Raw genomic sequence first — 15519 nt, 5'->3', positions numbered from 1 at the left:
GCGACTGTCACCCTGACATGGAGGATGCCATGAACGACATTCGAGTCGCGAATTGGTACGAACTGATGCAGGCTCTGTACGATATCCCGAAAAACGCCCTCCAACGTTACCGATCGGATCTCGTCTACCGGGGTATGGCCGATGTATCGTGGGGACTCGAGAACAGCCTGTTGCGGCTGGGCGGCGACTACGTCAGTGTCGAAAAACCGATGCTGCGGGGCTTCAAGAAATATGCGGAACCCGGATCGATACCGGCGGAGACGCTTTGGGTCCAGTTGGCCGTCGCCCAGCACTACGGCTTGCCGACCCGTCTCCTGGATTGGACGATCTCGCCCAAGGTCGCGGTACATTTCGCTACGGCCGAGGAGGAATATTACGATCGGGATGCGGCGATCTGGTGCATCAATGTCGTCGAGGCCCGATCCCTACTGCCGGAAAAACTTCGCGAGGTGCTTCACCGCGAGTCGGCGTTTCTGTTCTCGGTCGAGATGCTGGAATTCATCCACTCTCTCGACGATTTCGACCGCTTGGCCGAAAACGGCAACTTCGTACTTTTCTTCGAACCGCCGTCGCTGGACGCCCGAATCGTCAACCAGGGCGCGATCATGTCGGCCATGCCCGGCGCGACCCTGGTCCTCAGCGAATTTCTTTTGAACCATCCGGCACTCTACTACCGCATCGTCATCCCGAAAGAAATCAAATGGGAAGTGCGAGACAAGCTCGACCAGGACAACGTCACCGAACGCATGCTCTTCCCGGGACTGGACGGACTCAGCCGGTGGCTCAAACGGTATTATGGACCGGGACCCTGCCGCGCAAGACGGCCCGGGTAACCCGGCGGCGCAACGGAACGCGAGCGGCTTCGTGCGGCATTTCTGCATCATCCGCCGGGACTTCGCCTGTCCCGGCCGATACAAAGCCTCGATCGCCAATATAGCCTGATTTCATTCACCCAAAACCCTCGGTCCAATCGTGTCTCATCCTGCAATCTCGTTCGACGGTGTCGGAAAAAAATTTTGCCGCTCGCTGAAGGCCGGTTTTCTATATGGCTTGCAAGACGTCTCCCGGAATGCACTCCGCCTCAAACCGCCGGAACGTCTGCGGCGCGAGGAATTTTGGGCGCTGCACGATGTCTCCTTCGCCGCCCGGCCCGGCGAATGTATCGGGATCATCGGGCCCAACGGCGCCGGAAAAAGCACCCTGCTGAAACTGGTCAACCGGGATTACCGGCCGGACCGCGGCCGCATCACCGTGCGCGGGCGGATCAAGCCCCTGATCCGGCTCGGCTCCGGGCTCCAGCCCCTGTTGACCGGCCGGGAAAACATTTACATTCAGTGCGCGCAACTGGGCCTCGGCAAACGGGAAGCCGACGCCAAACTGGACGACATCGTAGCCTTCGCCGGACTCGAAAAATCACTCGATGCGCCGGTCAAGCATTATTCCGACGGCATGTACGCCCGGCTCGAATTCTCGATCGCCACCTGCGCTCCGACCGATGTCCTGCTCGTCGACGAAGTTCTGGCGGTGGGCGATATCGCGTTTCAGTTGCGCTGCCTCGAACGGCTCAACAGCCTCAAACGCGACGGGGCGACGATTCTGTTCGTATCCCACTCGGAAATGAATATCCGGCATGTGGCCGACCGTTGCCTGCTCCTGTTCGATGGCGAAATGCTGGCCTTTGGCGAAACCGACAAACTGTTTCTCAAATATTACGAATCGGTGGGCTATTTCGACCGGCAGCTAAAGCCGCTGGGAAATACGGTCGAGATGCCGGCGGACTTCGCCGGAGCGGCCTCAATACGGACATTGGCCGTCGCAGGGCGGGAAAACGCCGTCAACGCCAGGGTTTTCACGGGGCGACCGCTGGACCTGGACGTGGATTATGTCGCGCAGGCACGGCTGGAGCCCGCCGGTTTGGTGCTTCAGTTCTGGAATTCGACGGGGGTATTGATCGCTTCGCTCGATTCCGCGCTTGAAGGCGAGCGGTTTTCGCTCCGGCCGGTCGGCGGACGGTTGCGGTTGAGTCTGCCATTTCTGTCGCTGACGCCCGGTACCTACCGCGTCGCGGGCGGCTTCGTATCGAGCGAGGGCTGGCTCGGCTATTCCGGGGACCTGCTGACGCTGACCGTCGCCCAAGGGCACGACCGAGCTTACGACGGCTTGTTCGTCATGCGCGCGAAGCTCTCGAACGCGGATTGAATCGGCCGAAGGCCCGATCCCGCCCAGGCGCGCCAAGTCAGGCCGCAAGCGCCAACTGGTCGGGTAGTTCGACTTCCATGGCAATGGGCAGATGATCCGAGCAGGCGAAATTGATCACGCGGATATTCGCCACCTGAAGGCTCGGCGTTACCAGAATGTGATCCAGCATCTTGTGCGGACGCCAACTCGGAAACGTTTTCAGCTCGCACATCGGATCGCAAAGCTCGGTTGCGGACGTCAAGAGATTGAGTTCCGGCGAATTGGGCTCGCAGTTCAAATCTCCCATCAAAACGACATGAGGCAGGTCGCGGATCAATTCGCTGACAAACGCGATTTGCTTGAGGCGCGCGCGCCGGCTCAGCGCCAGGTGCAAAACGCACAGGTATAAGGCATCGTCTCCCACGGCGCCGAACCGGGCCAGCAAGGCGCCCCGCCCCGGCAGGCCCGGCAGCTTATAGTCATGGATGAAATCCGGTTTGATGCGGCTCAACAGCCCGTTGCTGTGCAGCGCCAGATTGGCGATGCGGCGGTTGACCTGGTTGTGCCAGTAGGTGAAACCCGCCGTTTCCGCCAGATATTGGGTCTGAACGATGTGATGGCTGCGTGCGCCGCCGCCGTCCACCTCTTGCAGACCCACGACATCGAAAGACCTGAGAAGATGGGCGATCCGGATCAGATTCGGAAGCCGCTTTTCGGAAGGCCAGATATGCCGCCAACTCCCGGTAATATAGTCCCGATAGCTGGACGTCGTAATGCCGGTTTGAATGTTGAAACTCGCGAATCTTATGCGCCGCTTGTGTATCGGCGCGGCGGTTTTCGGAGAGCTTAAAACAGTTCGAGATGCCATAACGGTACTGGATGACACGATACCCCCAACCTACTCGCCGTCAATCTGGCGGCACGATGTTGATATTTTTCATGTACGCGCGGTTTACCGAGCGTTCTTCGCCCCGCTCGACTCCTTGCCGATGAGTGCGTTCGTGATCGCAAGCATCCGGGGAAACGATTTGGCTTGCTGAGGGCTGATCCGGTACTTGCCGTTGACGATGATATTGGGCGTTCCCGTTACGCCGTACCGAGCCGCCATGGTCTCGGCCTGCCTCATTTTGGTATCCACGGCAAACGATTTGTAGGCCTTGCGGAAATCGCCCTCGGCCACGCCGTGATCCGCGAAAAACTTGGCCAAGTCCGCCTCGCTTTCCAAAGCTTGCTTCTTGTTCTGGATGGCGTCGTACAAGTCGGCATGGACCTTATCCACGACGCCGAGCGCTTCCGCCGTAAAGTACGCCTTGGCATGAGCCGCCCAGCGCGCGTTGAAAACCGCCGGCTGCCGAATGAAAACGACGTTGTCGGGCTTCTTCTTCAGCCACGCGTTCAAATCCGGCTCGAAGCGATAGCAATGGGGACAGCCATACCAAAAGAACTCCATGACTTCGACCTTGTCGGGATCGACCGTCGTTTGCGGCGGGCTGACCAAATCGTAATCGACGCCTTGTTTGAATTCCTCCGCCTGAGCTTGCCCGAAAGCCAAGGCCGCAAACAACACCAAGCAAACCATTAAACCCAACGCCGATTTCATGAAAACATGCTCCGCTCTGAAATGATCCGAACCCCAAAGTTCATCAAAGGCCGAGGCGACCTTTCGCTCGGGCCCGCGCCCGAAATCATTGGAATTTTATACCGAAAAACGTGAATCATGTGCCGACAAGGCCGGTTATCGACCGATTCGGACCAGCCAGCCTCACTGCAAACTCGCCGCATAGGCGGATACGGCGGCGATTTCTTCGTCGCTCAACTTCGCCGCGATCGAGCGCATGATAGAATTCACATCGTTGGCCCGCTCGCCGGATCTGGAGTCTTTCAGGGTCTTTTCGAGATAAGCGGCATGCTGGCCGCGCAGAGCGGGAAATTTGGCGGCGGGATTGCCGGCGCCGGTCGGCCCGTGACAACCGGTGCAGGCGGGAACGCCGGTCGAGGTATTGCCGGTGCGGTAAAGAGCCTCTCCGAGAGGATTGGGCGCATCCTCCGTCTTTTCAAACACAATCTTTTGCTGGGCATAGTACGCGCAGATATCCGCGATGTCCGTGTCGGTTAAAGGCTCGGCCATGGCGGTCATCGTCGGATTGGCCCTTTTCTCGGATTTGAATTCATGCAGCTGTTTTATAAGATAAGCGGCATCCTGGCCGGCTAATTTCGGAAAGATCGGGGCGCTGCTGTTTCCGTCGTCGCCGTGGCAGCCGGAGCAGGCTTCCGCTTTTTCCTTTCCTGCCGCCGGGTTCCCTTGAGCATAAGCGAGGGAATGACTACTCAACAAAACGAAACAAACCCACAAAACACGCTTCCCCATCATTGACTCCTCGCGCTGGCGAACCAAAATAAAGCTATATCACGCCGACCTACGGCTCGTTTTAGAGCGCCAATCAAATACAGGTCAACTGCAAAAGTCAACAGATTTCCCCGATTCCCATGAATACGTCCTATCAAAACACTCATTACCTGACGAGCGCCCCGAGCGTGAGAAACGCGCCGCCGGATGAAGGCTTCGAAGTCGCCTTCGCGGGCCGGTCGAATGCCGGAAAATCGAGCGCGATCAATGTCATCACGCAGCAAAAATCGCTGGCGCGCGTCAGCAAAACGCCGGGCCGCACCCAGATGCTCAATTTCTTCCGGGTGGACGACCTGAGACGATTGGTCGATCTTCCCGGCTACGGCTATGCCCAAGTGCCGGAGACCGTCCAGAAAAACTGGCGCCAAGCCCTGGAAGCTTATTTCAGCGAGCGCCGCTCGTTACGCGGCGTGTTCCTGGTGATGGACATTCGCCATCCCCTGAGTCCGTTCGATCGGCGCATGATTGAATGGTGCCGGCATTGGGAACTCCCTCTGCACATCGCTCTGACCAAAGCGGACAAGCTGAGCCGGGGAGCCGCGCTGCAAACCTTGAGAAAGGTCGAAATCGAGCTGAACGCGCAAGAAGGGCTGATCGTCAGCTTGCAGATCTTTTCCGCGCTCAAGCGTCTCGGGTTGGAAGAAGCCTGCGCCGTGCTGGACCGTTGGCTGGAAATGCCCGCGTCGAATACGGTTTAGCGGCGATTGCGCCGGCTCGGTCTCGAAATGGCCGGTTCTACAAAAAGAAAAAGCTCCGAAGCAAATGGGGGGGAAACTGCTTCGGAGCGAAGTCCCGGCTTGGGGGATGCCGGGTGAATGACACTACTCAAAGGGAGGAGATGAGTAGTTCGCGTCGTTCCTGACACTCATTTATAAGACTTTTCCGGCCGATAAAAGTTCAACGGCTTGGCCGCAACGCGTCCTCGGCGGTTTCTTCGGACGCTAAACGGTCCGCTGAAGCAGCGGGCGCAGATCCCGCAGCCCGCGCGAGTTCAGCACGTCGCGAGGCTCCAGCCAGCCGCGCCGGGCCTGTCCGACGGCGTAGCGCAGGTTCCGGAAATCCAAGACGCTGTGCGCGTCGGAATTGAGGCTGATCAGAACGCCTTCGTCCTTGGCGATCTTGCAGTGGATGTCGACAAGATCGAGACGCTCGGGATTGGCGTTGAGTTCGAGAAAACAGCCACGCTCCCCGGCCTTGCGGATGACGCGCAGCATATCGACGTCGTAGGGCTCCCGGCGGCCGATCAGCCGTCCCGAGGGATGCGCCAGGAGGGTGAAATGGGGACGGTCCATCGCCCGCAGAATCCGCTCGGTCTGCTTGTTTCGGGGCAGATCGAAGCGGCTGTGCACCGCGCCGACCACGATATCGAGCCGACCGAGCACGTCGTCCGGCAGATCCAGTCCGCCGTCCTCCAGAATATCCACTTCGATGCCCTTGAGGACGACGATGCCGTCCAAGGTTTCGTTCAGCCGATCGATCTCGTCCGCCTGCTTGAGCAAGCGGACCGGATCGAGACCGCGAGCCACCGTCAACCGGCGGGAGTGCTCGGTGATGGCGAGATATTCCAGACCTTGTTTCTTCGCGGCTTGAGCCATCTCCGGAATGGTGTTGCGGCCGTCCGAGGCTTTGCTATGGGCATGAAGATCGCCCCTGAGGTCGGACAGCTCGATCAGCTTCGGCAAGCGTCCGGCTTTGGCCGACTCGATCTCGCCCCGGTCCTCGCGCAGTTCCGCCGGGATGAAAGGCAGTCCCACGGAGGCAAAAACCGATTCTTCGGTGTCGCCCGCAACCCGCTCGTCGCCTCGAAACACGCCGTATTCGTTGATTTTGAGATCCCTCTCCTGCCCCAGCCGCCGAATGGCGATGTTGTGCGCTTTGCTGCCGGTGAAATAATGGAGAGCCGCGCCGTAGCTTTCCGCCGGAACCACTCTGAAGTCCACTTGCAATCCGCCGCGCAGCAAGACACTGGCGCGCGTGGGACCCTGCGATAGAACCTCGGCAACGTCCTCATACTCGGCGAAACGCTGCATCACGGGGCTTCCCGCTTCCGCCGTCGCCAGGATGTCGAGATCGCCCACCGTCTCCTTGGCGCGGCGATAGCTGCCGGCGATCACCACCCGCTCGACGCCGGGAATTCCGCTCAGATAATCGAGTAAAGGCGCCGCATATTGATCGGCGATGATGCGCGTGCAGCGCCCAGCTCCGCCGCCGTGAGCTTCCAAAGCGTCGGCGATGTGTATTTCGGTCTTCTCGCCGAAGCCGGGAAGCGTCTGAATCCGGTGATCGCGCACCGCGCGCCGAAGCTGTTCCAAGGTTTGAATGCCGAGTTCGCGGTACAGCGCTCTCACCCGCTTCGGTCCCAGTCCGGGAATTTTCAAAAGCTCCGCGATGGCAGGTGGCAACCGCTTGTGAAGTTCGTCCAGCGCCTTGCAGTGGCCGGTATCGACGACTTCCTTGATCTTGCCGGCCAGGTCGGTTCCGATGCCCGGCAATTCGGTCAGATCCTCGCCCTTTTGCACCATCGCGCGCACGTCCTTGCCCAGTTCCTGGAGGACGCGGGCCGCGTTGTGATAGGCGCGAATCCGAAACGCGTTCGCGCCGTCGATTTCCAGGAGATCGGCGATTTCCTCGAAGATCCCGGCGATATCGGCGTTACGGACAGGCATAAGGGCCCCTCACGGATTCGGAAAGACGCGCACCAAACCGGCTGTGGCCGAGGTCGATATCAGTTCGACTTCGGCGATGCCGAAACGCTCCACCACCCAGGCGTTGGTCGAAAGATGCCGGGTCATCGGATCGACCCTGAAAACGGAATCGCCATCGGCCAAAGCGCAGGGCAACACCAGTTGATCCGCCAGATGCTCTTCCACCGAACCGCACGATTGATGGTGCTCCAGCAGTTTCGCGCAGACGTCTTCGGCGACTTGCTCCGCCGACTTCCCGCGTTCGCCCAAGGCGCTGAAACCGGCCAAAGACCGCTCGTAACGCGCGACGAGAAAAATCCCGGCTCCGGGACAGGCGGCCCGGACGGAGACCGGCTCGATCTCGCACGTCATGTTTTTTCGCCGCAGTACGACGAGCGCACGGTCCGCCATGCGCCCGACCACGTGATCGGGGAGATTGGCGGCCAGCGCGCGGCCGGAAACTCCGATCAGCTCGCCGCGGTCCGGCAGGTTCAGCGGGCGCAATTTCCCCCGCGCGCCGATGCCGGCTCCGCTCGTCTTCAGCAGCACCTCGCCCTTTCCGGCCGGATACCAGCCGGACCGTTCCAGGCTGAGCTCGGCGCGGATGCCCATGAGCTTCATGTAAGGCAGCCACACGTCGTGAAGATAATCGAAAGACGGGCTCAGCGGCACATGGGTTCCGCCGCGGAAAATGACGCGGGAATCGCCTTCGGCCAGCGCCAAAGGCAGCAACACCGTTTGAATCACCAGCGATACCGCGCCGGCGCTGCCCCCTTGCCGCGCCTCGGCCACGTCGAACAGATAATCGCCGGCTCTCGGCCCGGTCCGCGGCGCGAACGTCAGGGTCTTGGAGTTCAGTTCCGCGCCACCGAGTTCGGCATCGCAAAGTTTGGCGGCGGCCAGTACCGCGGTTAGATGCTGGGCCGCCAGTCCCGGTCTCTTCCGCCAGGCGCGGATGTTTTCGATACGCACCGGGCGGCCGGTGATGACGGACAGGCACAGCGTGGTCCGCAGGATCTGCCCGCCGCCTTCGCCGTAGGAGCCATCGATAACGAGGTAATCCATGCTCGATACCTTATCGTCAGACTTGCGATGAGAAGAATGAGTATTTTTCCATGTAATGGGATGTTTTTCGGTGTCTTATTAATAGGTCGGGTCGCTCGCTGCGTCCTCCCGAACCGCAAGGCAAGCACAGCGTGATCAGAAACGGCGATTTATATCTGCGAGGACGACGGCGGTCGCCGACCGATTCAGCCGTCAAACGGGCAAAGCCAAGGAGGATTTTCCCATGTCCGCGAACAGTTTCATCAAACTTCTTTTAGCCTGCCTACTGACGAGTGGCGCCTCGGTTGCCGCCGCCGCGACTCCCAGCATGTGGTGGGATCACCTGGACGGAGGCTCCATGAGCCAAGCCGATTGCGTAAACAGGGGCGAGTCCATCCTGAATTCGGAAAAAGCCGGAAGAATCAGCAAGGACGAAGACTCGGTCCGCTCATGGACCGAGCACATGACCGGCGTGGTCGAGTGTTTGAAGATGGACGGCAAAATGATGATCATGGTTTTGGTGGGAAGCGATAACACGGTTGCGGGCAATGCCTTGTTCAATGCGCTGAAAAATGGAATGAAGCCGTGATATAGGGCCTCCAGCCTACCGGATCGACGGGCGGGCTGGAGGAAAACTCCGGCTCCGTTTTTCCGTTTTCTCCTCCTCTTCCGGCAGGCGCCGGACTCGGCAGGGATTTTCCCGCGCAAAGGCCGGGCGCGCATTTTCGTCTTGTTCCGGCCGGCCGTATACTGATTCCGGTTTCCGCCCGGAGGAGAACCCGTGCTCGACGAACAAAAGCGCTTTTACGGCAGAGTCGGTCTGGCTCTGGTCTTTATCGCCGTGCTGTCCGCGTTCTTTGCTCTCGGCGGAACGCAATGGCTAAGCCTCGAGTTCGTCAAGGACCATCGGGAACGGCTTCTGGACTTCACCGCGCGGCACTATGCGCTCATGCTATTCGCCTCGACATCGATCTATATTGCCGCAACGGCATTCAGTATTCCGGGCGGCGCGATACTGTCGCTGGCAATGGGGTTGCTGTTCGGGCGCTGGCTGGGCACCTTGGTGACGGTGGTCGCGTCGACCCTGGGCGCCTTGCTGGTTTTTCTGGCGGCGCGCTTCATTTTTGCCGACCTCGCCCGCGCCAAATTAACGCGCTCTCCGATGGCCGCAAGGATAGTGCAGGGCTTCGAAGGCGACGCCTTCCGCTATCTGCTGTTCCTCAGGCTGGTGCCGCTGTTTCCGTTCTGGCTGGTCAACCTGGCGCCGGCCGCGACCCACATCAGCGCCCGCACCTATTTTCTGGCCACCGCAGTCGGCGTCATTCCCGGCAGCTTCGTTTACGTCAACCTGGGGCAAGCCCTGGGCGAAATCAGCGACATCGAAGACCTCTGGTCACCGGAAGTGATCTTCAGCCTGACGCTCCTCGGCTTCCTTGTCGTGCTTCCCGCGCTGTTGCGAAAATAACGATGCGAAAGCCGGAAGCAAGACTCGGCCGGAGCGGGAACTCATCGCCTCGCCGAGCCCTCGAAGGAACGGCGGGCGTTCAACGAGCAGCCTGGGGAGTCTATGAATCGCGCGGTCACCTTGAATTTCCGTTTTGCCGTCTGGCTGTCCATCCTGGGCGGAATCGCGGCCCTCAGCGATCTCGGCCTCGTCATTCCCGATGCGGAGGGATTCTACGGTCCGCTGCGGAACAACCTGTTCATCGTCGTCGGCTATCTGCTGATCAGCCAAACGGCTCTCTGGTACTTTCGCTATCGCCGGGGAAACCGCACAGAAGCGCTGCTGATGGGCCTCATATTTCTATTGACGGCCGGCGGCGCCGAGTTTTACGCCCTGCTCAACGATCTGCCGATCCGGCAGGCTTTCATCCTCGTCCTGGCCTATCTGGGTCTCTCGCACATTTTGTATTATCTCGGCGCGCACGGCGCGGCCGAGCCGCGCACGGAACGGCGCTAATCGGGGTTTTAGAGCCTTTTCCGATCCGTTCGGAAGAACTCGGCGGCATATGATGAGGCGTGACGACCGCGGATCGGTCAATTGCAGGGAATGGGCGGCAGGCGTTGTTCGGCCGTCCCTTTCGGGTCCGCGGATTTCAGGATTTCCTCCAACTCCGATGCGGGACGAGTCCACGGGATCCTGACCCAATAAGCTTCATTCTGCACGAGGCGAGGGACGATCTCGGTGATGATGTTCCGTTCCGTGAATCTTTTCTGAGCCTGCTCCGCCCGATTCCGGGTTTTGAAAAGGCCGAGCGATATCGCGCCCTGCAAGGGACCTTTATCGAAAAGCCACAGATCGGTCACGCCTTTTTCGAGAAGCATTTTCCGGTTCGACTTCGCCGCTTCCATGTCGTGCGCCCTGGGAAACAGAACCCACCAGCCCTCGGCCAGATCGGAAGGCTTCTTGATGAGGCTGGCCTGATCGGATCGAGCTTTCACCAGATCCAAAACATGACGTGCCCGGGTTTCGTCGATCAGAGGACCCCATTGAAAACAGGTGGTTTCCGGAATCCGCGCCTGTCCGGGCGGCGTGCCGGTTTGCGCCTCTGCTTTCGCGACCGGCGGAACCGTCTTCTGGACCGGTTCGGAAACCGATGCCGTCTTTTGGTTGGGTTCCGGCCCGGCCTCGGGCGCGGACGCTTTCGCCAACGCCGCGTCGGAGGTCTTCTCGGGCGGCGCGGCGCGCTCGCTGAGCAATGCAATGCGCTCTACGGTATGGGGAAGCCGCAATTCCCGATAGGAACCGTCGGCATAGCCCCGCCCGGTGATATTGCTTTCCCACAGGAAAAAGACGACGTTCGCCAGAATCAGAATGTAAAACGCATACTTCATGAAACGCTTCTCGCGATACGGAGCAGGCCCCGCAAAACCAGATCCGGAATAACTTTACTCGGCATGTCGAGCGCAGCGGCGACGATCTGCGCATCCCCGCCGGTCAGCACCAGGTCCGGTTCGCAGCCCAGTTCTTTCGCTGCGTTTCGGGCCGATCTCTCGATCAATCCCGCACAGGCCGCCAAGACGCCGCCTTCCACGGCGGCGGCCGTGGTCCGCCCCAGGCCGCCGCGGCGGTCGTGGGCGACGTCCTTGATACCCTTGGTTTCCTGCACGAGCGCCCGTTTCATCATCGCCGCACCGGGAGCGATGAGGCCGCCGAGATGTCGGCCTTGCGCGTTCAGCACATCGAACGTCAACGCCGTACCGCAATCGGCGACGCATACCGGCCGATCGCCGAACTCCCGCGCGGCGATCAGGCTCACCCAGCGATCGACGCCCAGCTTTTCCGGCTTTTCATAGCCGTTCATCACGCCGTAGCCTCGAGCCGCGGAGCGGACGAACTTCGCCGAGATCCCCCAGCGTTTTTGCACCCATCCGGCGACCGCCCGCTCCGTCCCGGCGCCGGCCACATTACAGGCATACACGAGAACCGGCGCGGAGAGCGGCTGCCAGCGGCAATCGAGCGATTCTTCGAGCGACCCGCCATCCGAAGGAAAAGGCTCGCCCGAAACGATCCGATCGTCCTGCGCCGTTCCCCATTTCACGCGGCTGTTGCCGATATCGACCAGAAGCAGCATTCCGTCAGACACTCAATCGGCGATTCGGAGCCGCACATCGCCGGATGCGAACTCGCGGCGCCGACCGTCCTTGCATTGCAAAACCAGCAGTCCCGCGTCCGTGATATCCACAACCTGGCCTGGCGTTGCCATATCGCCCTGATGAACGACCACTTCGCGACCGGTCAGACGATGATAGCGGCGCCACTCCGGAAGATAGGGCGCGAGCCCGGTCTGCTGAAAATCGCCCAGCATGGGCAGAAGCTCGCCCAATATCGCAGCGACCAGGCGGTTTCTCGCGGGGGCGGAAGCGCCGGCCACGGCGGCGAGGTCGACCCATGCCTGATCTATCGCGTTCCCCACCGCGGGAGGAATGTAGCGGTTGACCCCCAAACCGACGATGACGGCGCATCCGCCGTGGGCTTCCCCGGTCACCTCCAGCAAGATCCCTCCCAGCTTGCGATCTTCCCACAAAAGATCGTTCGGCCATTTGAGCCCGACTCCATTGACGCCCGCCCGGTCAAGAACCCGAATCAGTGCCACCCCGACCGCCAGGCTCAGACCGGCCACAACGGAGTGATCGTCGAAACGCCACAGTACCGAGAGATAGACGTTCGCCCCCAAGGGCGAAATCCAGGGGCGGCCAATCCGCCCTTTGCCGGCCGTCTGCGTTTCGGCCAGGCATACCGTCCCCGAAGGAGCTCCCTCCGCCGCGAGGTGCATCAAATGCGTATTCGTCGAGTCGAGTTCGTCGTAGATGTGCAAGCCGCCGAGCAGCCGGCCGGCGTCGCCGGTCAGCGACGATCGGATGGCCGTTTCGCTGAGCAACTCCAATGGCTGCGCCACTCGATAGCCCTTGCCGGGCAAGGCGTTGATTTCGATCCCGCGCCATTGTAGGGCGCGAACGGCATTCCACACGGAAGTTCTGCTGACGCCGAGGCGACTCGCCAGCTCCGCTCCGGAGTGGAAGCCGTTGTCGGACAGCACGTGAAGCAGGGTCTTGGTCAGCGCATCGTAGTGCATGAAGAAAAAGGCAATCGGAAGCGCTTACTCGGACGGCTGTTTTTTGTTTCTAAGCTGATGCAGTTGCCGCCTGACGACGTGCCGGATCAGCAATTCCCGATCGCTGTCGCACAGGCCGACGAAATCGACGGAAATCTGATAGGGAAGCTCGGAACCGGCATCGTTCTTTTTGCAATAAACGATGCGCCCGTACGCGATGAGCCCGACCCAATTCGGCTGTAAAACCATCTTGAGCTCCAGCACTTTGCCGGGAACATAGGGATCTTCCGCATCGAAAGACAAGCCGGAGGCGCTCAGGCTGACGCGTTGGGCGGTCTGTTCCGGCAGATTGGCTTCGTAGCTCAGGAACGCCCGGCCCACGAGATCGATTTTGCGCTCCAGAATCTTTAAAAAATCGCCGATATCCGGAGAATCCCTCTCGATTTTCCGCAGCAGCTTTCGAGACTCCTGAGTGAGCAAGTCCAAACCGGCCGACAAGGCGAAAGAATCCAGCGGAAAATCCGGCGGGCTCCGATTGACGGGAATGTCATCGGGCGCTATTTCCCTAAAGAAAAGAATAATCTCGTCTTCGATCCGGAAATATCGCCTGCGCTCCTTTTCCCCGCCCCTGTCGCTCATCGGGGCGATGTCCTCCTCATGATCGGGTTGATGGTCAATCATAAAAACGCTTTCGATGCCAACTATGTCTTATCCGCAGCCGCTTTGTCCAAAGCCTTCAACCGTTCCAATTTCTCGGCGATCTTGATTTCCAGTCCTCTTGGAGCCGGTTTGTAGTACTCACGGGGCGCAAACCCTTCGGGGAAATAATTTTCGCCCGCCGTATAAGCGTCGGGTTCATCGTGAGCGTAGCGATAGCGTTTCCCGTAATCGAGTTCCTTCATCAATCGCGTGGGAGCATTGCGAAGATGCGTCGGCACCTCCTGACTGCCGGTTCTGGCCGCATCGGCACGAGCTGTATTATAGGCGACGTATACGGAATTGCTCTTGGGGGCGCAGGCCAGATAGAGAACGGCTTGCGCCAAAGCCAGCTCGCCTTCCGGACTCCCGAGGCGCTCCTGCGCCTCCCAGGCATTCAGGGCCAGATCCAGCGCGCGCGGGTCGGCGTTGCCGATGTCTTCGCTCGCGATACGGACGATGCGGCGGGCGAGATAAAGCGGGTCGCAGCCGCCGTCCAGCATACGGCACAACCAATACAAGGCCGCGTCCGGGGCGCTGCCGCGCACCGATTTGTGCAGCGCGGAAATCTGGTTATAGAAATCCTCGCCCTGCTTGTCGAATCGCCTGGCGCCGCCGCCGGCGAGCACTTCCCGGGCGATGTCCGGGGTGACTTCGTTCTGCCCGGCTTCCAGCAGATCGAGGGTGATCTCCAGCAGACTCAGAACTTTTCTGGCATCGCCGTCGGCCGCCTTGGCATACCAGCGGCGCAACTCGTCCGGAAATGCGAGATCGGGCCGACCGACGCCGCGCTCGGAATCCGACAGCGCCCGCCCGATGAGATCGAGCAAATCGTCTTCGGACAAGGACTTCAACAGGTAGACCCGGGCGCGCGACAGCAAGGCGTTGTTCAACTCGAAAGACGGATTCTCGGTGGTGGCGCCGATGAAATAGATCGTGCCGTCTTCGACGTGAGGCAGAAAGGCGTCCTGCTGGGATTTGTTGAAACGGTGCACCTCGTCCACGAACAAAATGGTGCGCCGGCGGCGTTCGGTCAAAATCCGCTTCGCCTCCGCCACCGCCTCGCGGATTTCCTTGACGCCCGCCAGTACCGCCGAAATCGGCAAAAACTCGGCATCGGCGTGGCGAGCGACGATTCGCGCCAGAGTCGTCTTGCCGGTGCCGGGCGGCCCCCAGAAAATCATCGAATGAAGCTTGCCGGCTTTGACGGCTTCGTAGAGAGGCTTGCCGGGCGATATCAAATGCCGCTGGCCGACGTATTCGTCCAGACTGCGCGGCCGCATCCGGTCGGCCAGAGGTCTCTGAAGATCCCCGTTCACGCGCTTATTTTTCCTCGAACACGTCGACTCCGGGGGGAGGCCGGAATTCGAACAGATTGCGGTCCAGCTTGAGCCCCGTTTTCACGCCAGTGAAATAGATGCGCGTGAGCTGGCCGAAGTTGTCGCTGAGCTCCATCCCGGCAAGCGTGTCGCCGTCCAGGCCGATCAGGACATACTTGAATCCGCTGTCCTCGGACTTCGGCACCAGCTTGATCCAGAACAAGCCTTCGTCCATGCCTTGCTTCTCGATCTTGAAGTTGGTTTCCAGCGATACTTCCCCGCTCAGCAGCAAGGCCGGCGTGGAACCGATCGCGGTGTCGAGGCGCTTGGCGGTCACCTGTTCGAGATCGACGTCGTAAAACCAAACCTTGCCGCCGTTGGAAACGATTTCTTGATGGTACGGCTTCTTGTAATCCCAGCGGAACTTGCCGGGCCGTTGGAGATAAAACGCGCCGCTGCTGCGCTGCCCGGGGTTGCCCGCTTCGTCGATGACGACCTGGGAAAACTCCGCCTGCAGTGTGTTCGCCCTCGCGAGAAAGGCCCGGAGCCTTTGGACCGGCGCCTCTTCCGCCGTTGCCGGGAAAATCGGCAGAGCGATCAGAAAAAGAAGTAGTGCTTTTTTGAACATGGACCGT

At 60.3% G+C, this 15519-nt stretch carries 17 protein-coding genes; 6 read left to right on the top strand and 11 right to left on the bottom strand.

Features of this window, described 5'->3' with window-relative positions; all coding sequences use genetic code 11:
* The first annotated feature begins 29 nt into the window (after positions 1-29).
* On the top strand, positions 30-833 hold the full coding sequence (locus tag ACWJKU_RS04025) for an FRG domain-containing protein (RefSeq protein WP_454146006.1): 804 nt from the start codon (positions 30-32) through the stop codon (positions 831-833).
* A 139-nt stretch (positions 834-972) separates the two neighbouring features.
* Positions 973-2199 (top strand): ABC transporter ATP-binding protein, encoded by a 1227-nt coding sequence (locus ACWJKU_RS04020; RefSeq protein ID WP_454146003.1) that lies wholly within the window; start codon positions 973-975, stop codon positions 2197-2199.
* A gap of 37 nt (positions 2200-2236) precedes the next feature.
* Here ACWJKU_RS04020 and ACWJKU_RS04015 read toward each other — a convergent pair whose 3' ends face one another.
* The 3 genes from ACWJKU_RS04015 to ACWJKU_RS04005 form a co-directional block, all read right to left on the bottom strand.
* Positions 2237-3046, bottom strand: coding sequence for an endonuclease/exonuclease/phosphatase family protein (locus tag ACWJKU_RS04015; RefSeq protein ID WP_454146001.1), 810 nt, complete (start codon positions 3044-3046; stop codon positions 2237-2239).
* Between the two features lie 84 nt (positions 3047-3130).
* Positions 3131-3778 carry a thiol:disulfide interchange protein DsbA/DsbL gene (locus tag ACWJKU_RS04010; RefSeq protein ID WP_454145999.1) on the bottom strand — a complete coding sequence of 216 codons (648 nt, stop codon included), beginning with the start codon at positions 3776-3778 and terminating at the stop codon, positions 3131-3133.
* A gap of 162 nt (positions 3779-3940) precedes the next feature.
* Positions 3941-4546 (bottom strand): c-type cytochrome, encoded by a 606-nt coding sequence (locus ACWJKU_RS04005; protein ID WP_454148032.1) that lies wholly within the window; start codon positions 4544-4546, stop codon positions 3941-3943.
* 119 nt (positions 4547-4665) lie between these two features.
* On the opposite strand from ACWJKU_RS04005, the gene yihA reads away from it, so the two are divergent.
* Positions 4666-5283, top strand: coding sequence for a ribosome biogenesis GTP-binding protein YihA/YsxC (gene yihA / locus ACWJKU_RS04000; RefSeq protein ID WP_454145997.1), 618 nt, complete (start codon positions 4666-4668; stop codon positions 5281-5283).
* A gap of 243 nt (positions 5284-5526) precedes the next feature.
* Here the strand turns inward: yihA and polX are convergent, their stop codons facing one another.
* Positions 5527-7251 carry a DNA polymerase/3'-5' exonuclease PolX gene (gene polX, locus ACWJKU_RS03995; RefSeq protein ID WP_454145995.1) on the bottom strand — a complete coding sequence of 575 codons (1725 nt, stop codon included), beginning with the start codon at positions 7249-7251 and terminating at the stop codon, positions 5527-5529.
* A 9-nt stretch (positions 7252-7260) separates the two neighbouring features.
* The gene (gene rtcA, locus ACWJKU_RS03990; RefSeq protein ID WP_454145993.1) at positions 7261-8334 is read right to left on the bottom strand and encodes an RNA 3'-terminal phosphate cyclase; all 1074 of its coding nucleotides are present in this window, start codon (positions 8332-8334) and stop codon (positions 7261-7263) included.
* Positions 8335-8557: 223 nt separating this feature from the next.
* Here rtcA and ACWJKU_RS03985 point away from each other — a divergent pair, with 223 nt between their 5' ends.
* The 3 genes from ACWJKU_RS03985 (at position 8558) to ACWJKU_RS03975 (ending at position 10273) form a co-directional block, all read left to right on the top strand.
* Positions 8558-8902 carry a hypothetical protein gene (locus tag ACWJKU_RS03985; RefSeq protein ID WP_454145991.1) on the top strand — a complete coding sequence of 115 codons (345 nt, stop codon included), beginning with the start codon at positions 8558-8560 and terminating at the stop codon, positions 8900-8902.
* A gap of 192 nt (positions 8903-9094) precedes the next feature.
* Positions 9095-9778, top strand: coding sequence for a TVP38/TMEM64 family protein (locus tag ACWJKU_RS03980; RefSeq protein WP_454145989.1), 684 nt, complete (start codon positions 9095-9097; stop codon positions 9776-9778).
* Positions 9779-9880: 102 nt separating this feature from the next.
* The gene (locus ACWJKU_RS03975) at positions 9881-10273 is read left to right on the top strand and encodes a hypothetical protein (protein WP_454145987.1); all 393 of its coding nucleotides are present in this window, start codon (positions 9881-9883) and stop codon (positions 10271-10273) included.
* 77 nt (positions 10274-10350) lie between these two features.
* Here the strand turns inward: ACWJKU_RS03975 and ACWJKU_RS03970 are convergent, their stop codons facing one another.
* Genes ACWJKU_RS03970 through lolA form a run of 6 tightly spaced genes read right to left on the bottom strand, consistent with a single transcriptional unit; the run spans position 10351 to position 15512 of the window.
* Positions 10351-11148 carry a hypothetical protein gene (locus ACWJKU_RS03970; protein WP_454145985.1) on the bottom strand — a complete coding sequence of 266 codons (798 nt, stop codon included), beginning with the start codon at positions 11146-11148 and terminating at the stop codon, positions 10351-10353.
* Positions 11145-11900 carry a type III pantothenate kinase gene (locus ACWJKU_RS03965; RefSeq protein WP_454145983.1) on the bottom strand — a complete coding sequence of 252 codons (756 nt, stop codon included), beginning with the start codon at positions 11898-11900 and terminating at the stop codon, positions 11145-11147. Before ACWJKU_RS03965 ends, ACWJKU_RS03970 begins: the two co-directional genes overlap by 4 nt.
* Entirely contained in the window at positions 11901-12890 is a 990-nt protein-coding gene (locus tag ACWJKU_RS03960) for a biotin--[acetyl-CoA-carboxylase] ligase (RefSeq protein ID WP_454145981.1), read from the bottom strand.
* Positions 12891-12914: 24 nt separating this feature from the next.
* Positions 12915-13550 carry a PilZ domain-containing protein gene (locus ACWJKU_RS03955; protein WP_454145979.1) on the bottom strand — a complete coding sequence of 212 codons (636 nt, stop codon included), beginning with the start codon at positions 13548-13550 and terminating at the stop codon, positions 12915-12917.
* 20 nt (positions 13551-13570) lie between these two features.
* Positions 13571-14848 (bottom strand): replication-associated recombination protein A, encoded by a 1278-nt coding sequence (locus ACWJKU_RS03950; protein ID WP_454148030.1) that lies wholly within the window; start codon positions 14846-14848, stop codon positions 13571-13573.
* Positions 14849-14888: 40 nt separating this feature from the next.
* Positions 14889-15512 (bottom strand): outer membrane lipoprotein chaperone LolA, encoded by a 624-nt coding sequence (lolA, locus tag ACWJKU_RS03945; protein ID WP_454145977.1) that lies wholly within the window; start codon positions 15510-15512, stop codon positions 14889-14891.
* Positions 15513-15519 lie beyond the last annotated feature (7 nt).

Source organism: Methylocaldum sp. MU1018 (assembly GCF_053646775.1).
Note: the sequence above shows the minus strand (reverse complement) of the source record. Positions and strands in the feature narration are given on the sequence as shown.

What these genes read in the sequence shown, in the direction of transcription:
- ACWJKU_RS04025 (WP_454146006.1), top strand. Translation starts at nt 30, where the DNA reads ATGAACGACATTCGAGTCGCGAATTGGTACGAACTGATGCAGGCTCTG.
- ACWJKU_RS04015 (WP_454146001.1), bottom strand. Translation starts at nt 3,046, where the DNA reads ATGGCATCTCGAACTGTTTTAAGCTCTCCGAAAACCGCCGCGCCGATA.
- ACWJKU_RS04010 (WP_454145999.1), bottom strand. Translation starts at nt 3,778, where the DNA reads ATGAAATCGGCGTTGGGTTTAATGGTTTGCTTGGTGTTGTTTGCGGCC.
- ACWJKU_RS04005 (WP_454148032.1), bottom strand. Translation starts at nt 4,546, where the DNA reads ATGGGGAAGCGTGTTTTGTGGGTTTGTTTCGTTTTGTTGAGTAGTCAT.
- yihA (WP_454145997.1), top strand. Translation starts at nt 4,666, where the DNA reads ATGAATACGTCCTATCAAAACACTCATTACCTGACGAGCGCCCCGAGC.
- polX (WP_454145995.1), bottom strand. Translation starts at nt 7,251, where the DNA reads ATGCCTGTCCGTAACGCCGATATCGCCGGGATCTTCGAGGAAATCGCC.
- rtcA (WP_454145993.1), bottom strand. Translation starts at nt 8,334, where the DNA reads ATGGATTACCTCGTTATCGATGGCTCCTACGGCGAAGGCGGCGGGCAG.
- ACWJKU_RS03985 (WP_454145991.1), top strand. Translation starts at nt 8,558, where the DNA reads ATGTCCGCGAACAGTTTCATCAAACTTCTTTTAGCCTGCCTACTGACG.
- ACWJKU_RS03975 (WP_454145987.1), top strand. Translation starts at nt 9,881, where the DNA reads ATGAATCGCGCGGTCACCTTGAATTTCCGTTTTGCCGTCTGGCTGTCC.
- ACWJKU_RS03970 (WP_454145985.1), bottom strand. Translation starts at nt 11,148, where the DNA reads ATGAAGTATGCGTTTTACATTCTGATTCTGGCGAACGTCGTCTTTTTC.
- ACWJKU_RS03960 (WP_454145981.1), bottom strand. Translation starts at nt 12,890, where the DNA reads ATGCACTACGATGCGCTGACCAAGACCCTGCTTCACGTGCTGTCCGAC.
- ACWJKU_RS03955 (WP_454145979.1), bottom strand. Translation starts at nt 13,550, where the DNA reads ATGATTGACCATCAACCCGATCATGAGGAGGACATCGCCCCGATGAGC.
- ACWJKU_RS03950 (WP_454148030.1), bottom strand. Translation starts at nt 14,848, where the DNA reads ATGCGGCCGCGCAGTCTGGACGAATACGTCGGCCAGCGGCATTTGATA.
- lolA (WP_454145977.1), bottom strand. Translation starts at nt 15,512, where the DNA reads ATGTTCAAAAAAGCACTACTTCTTTTTCTGATCGCTCTGCCGATTTTC.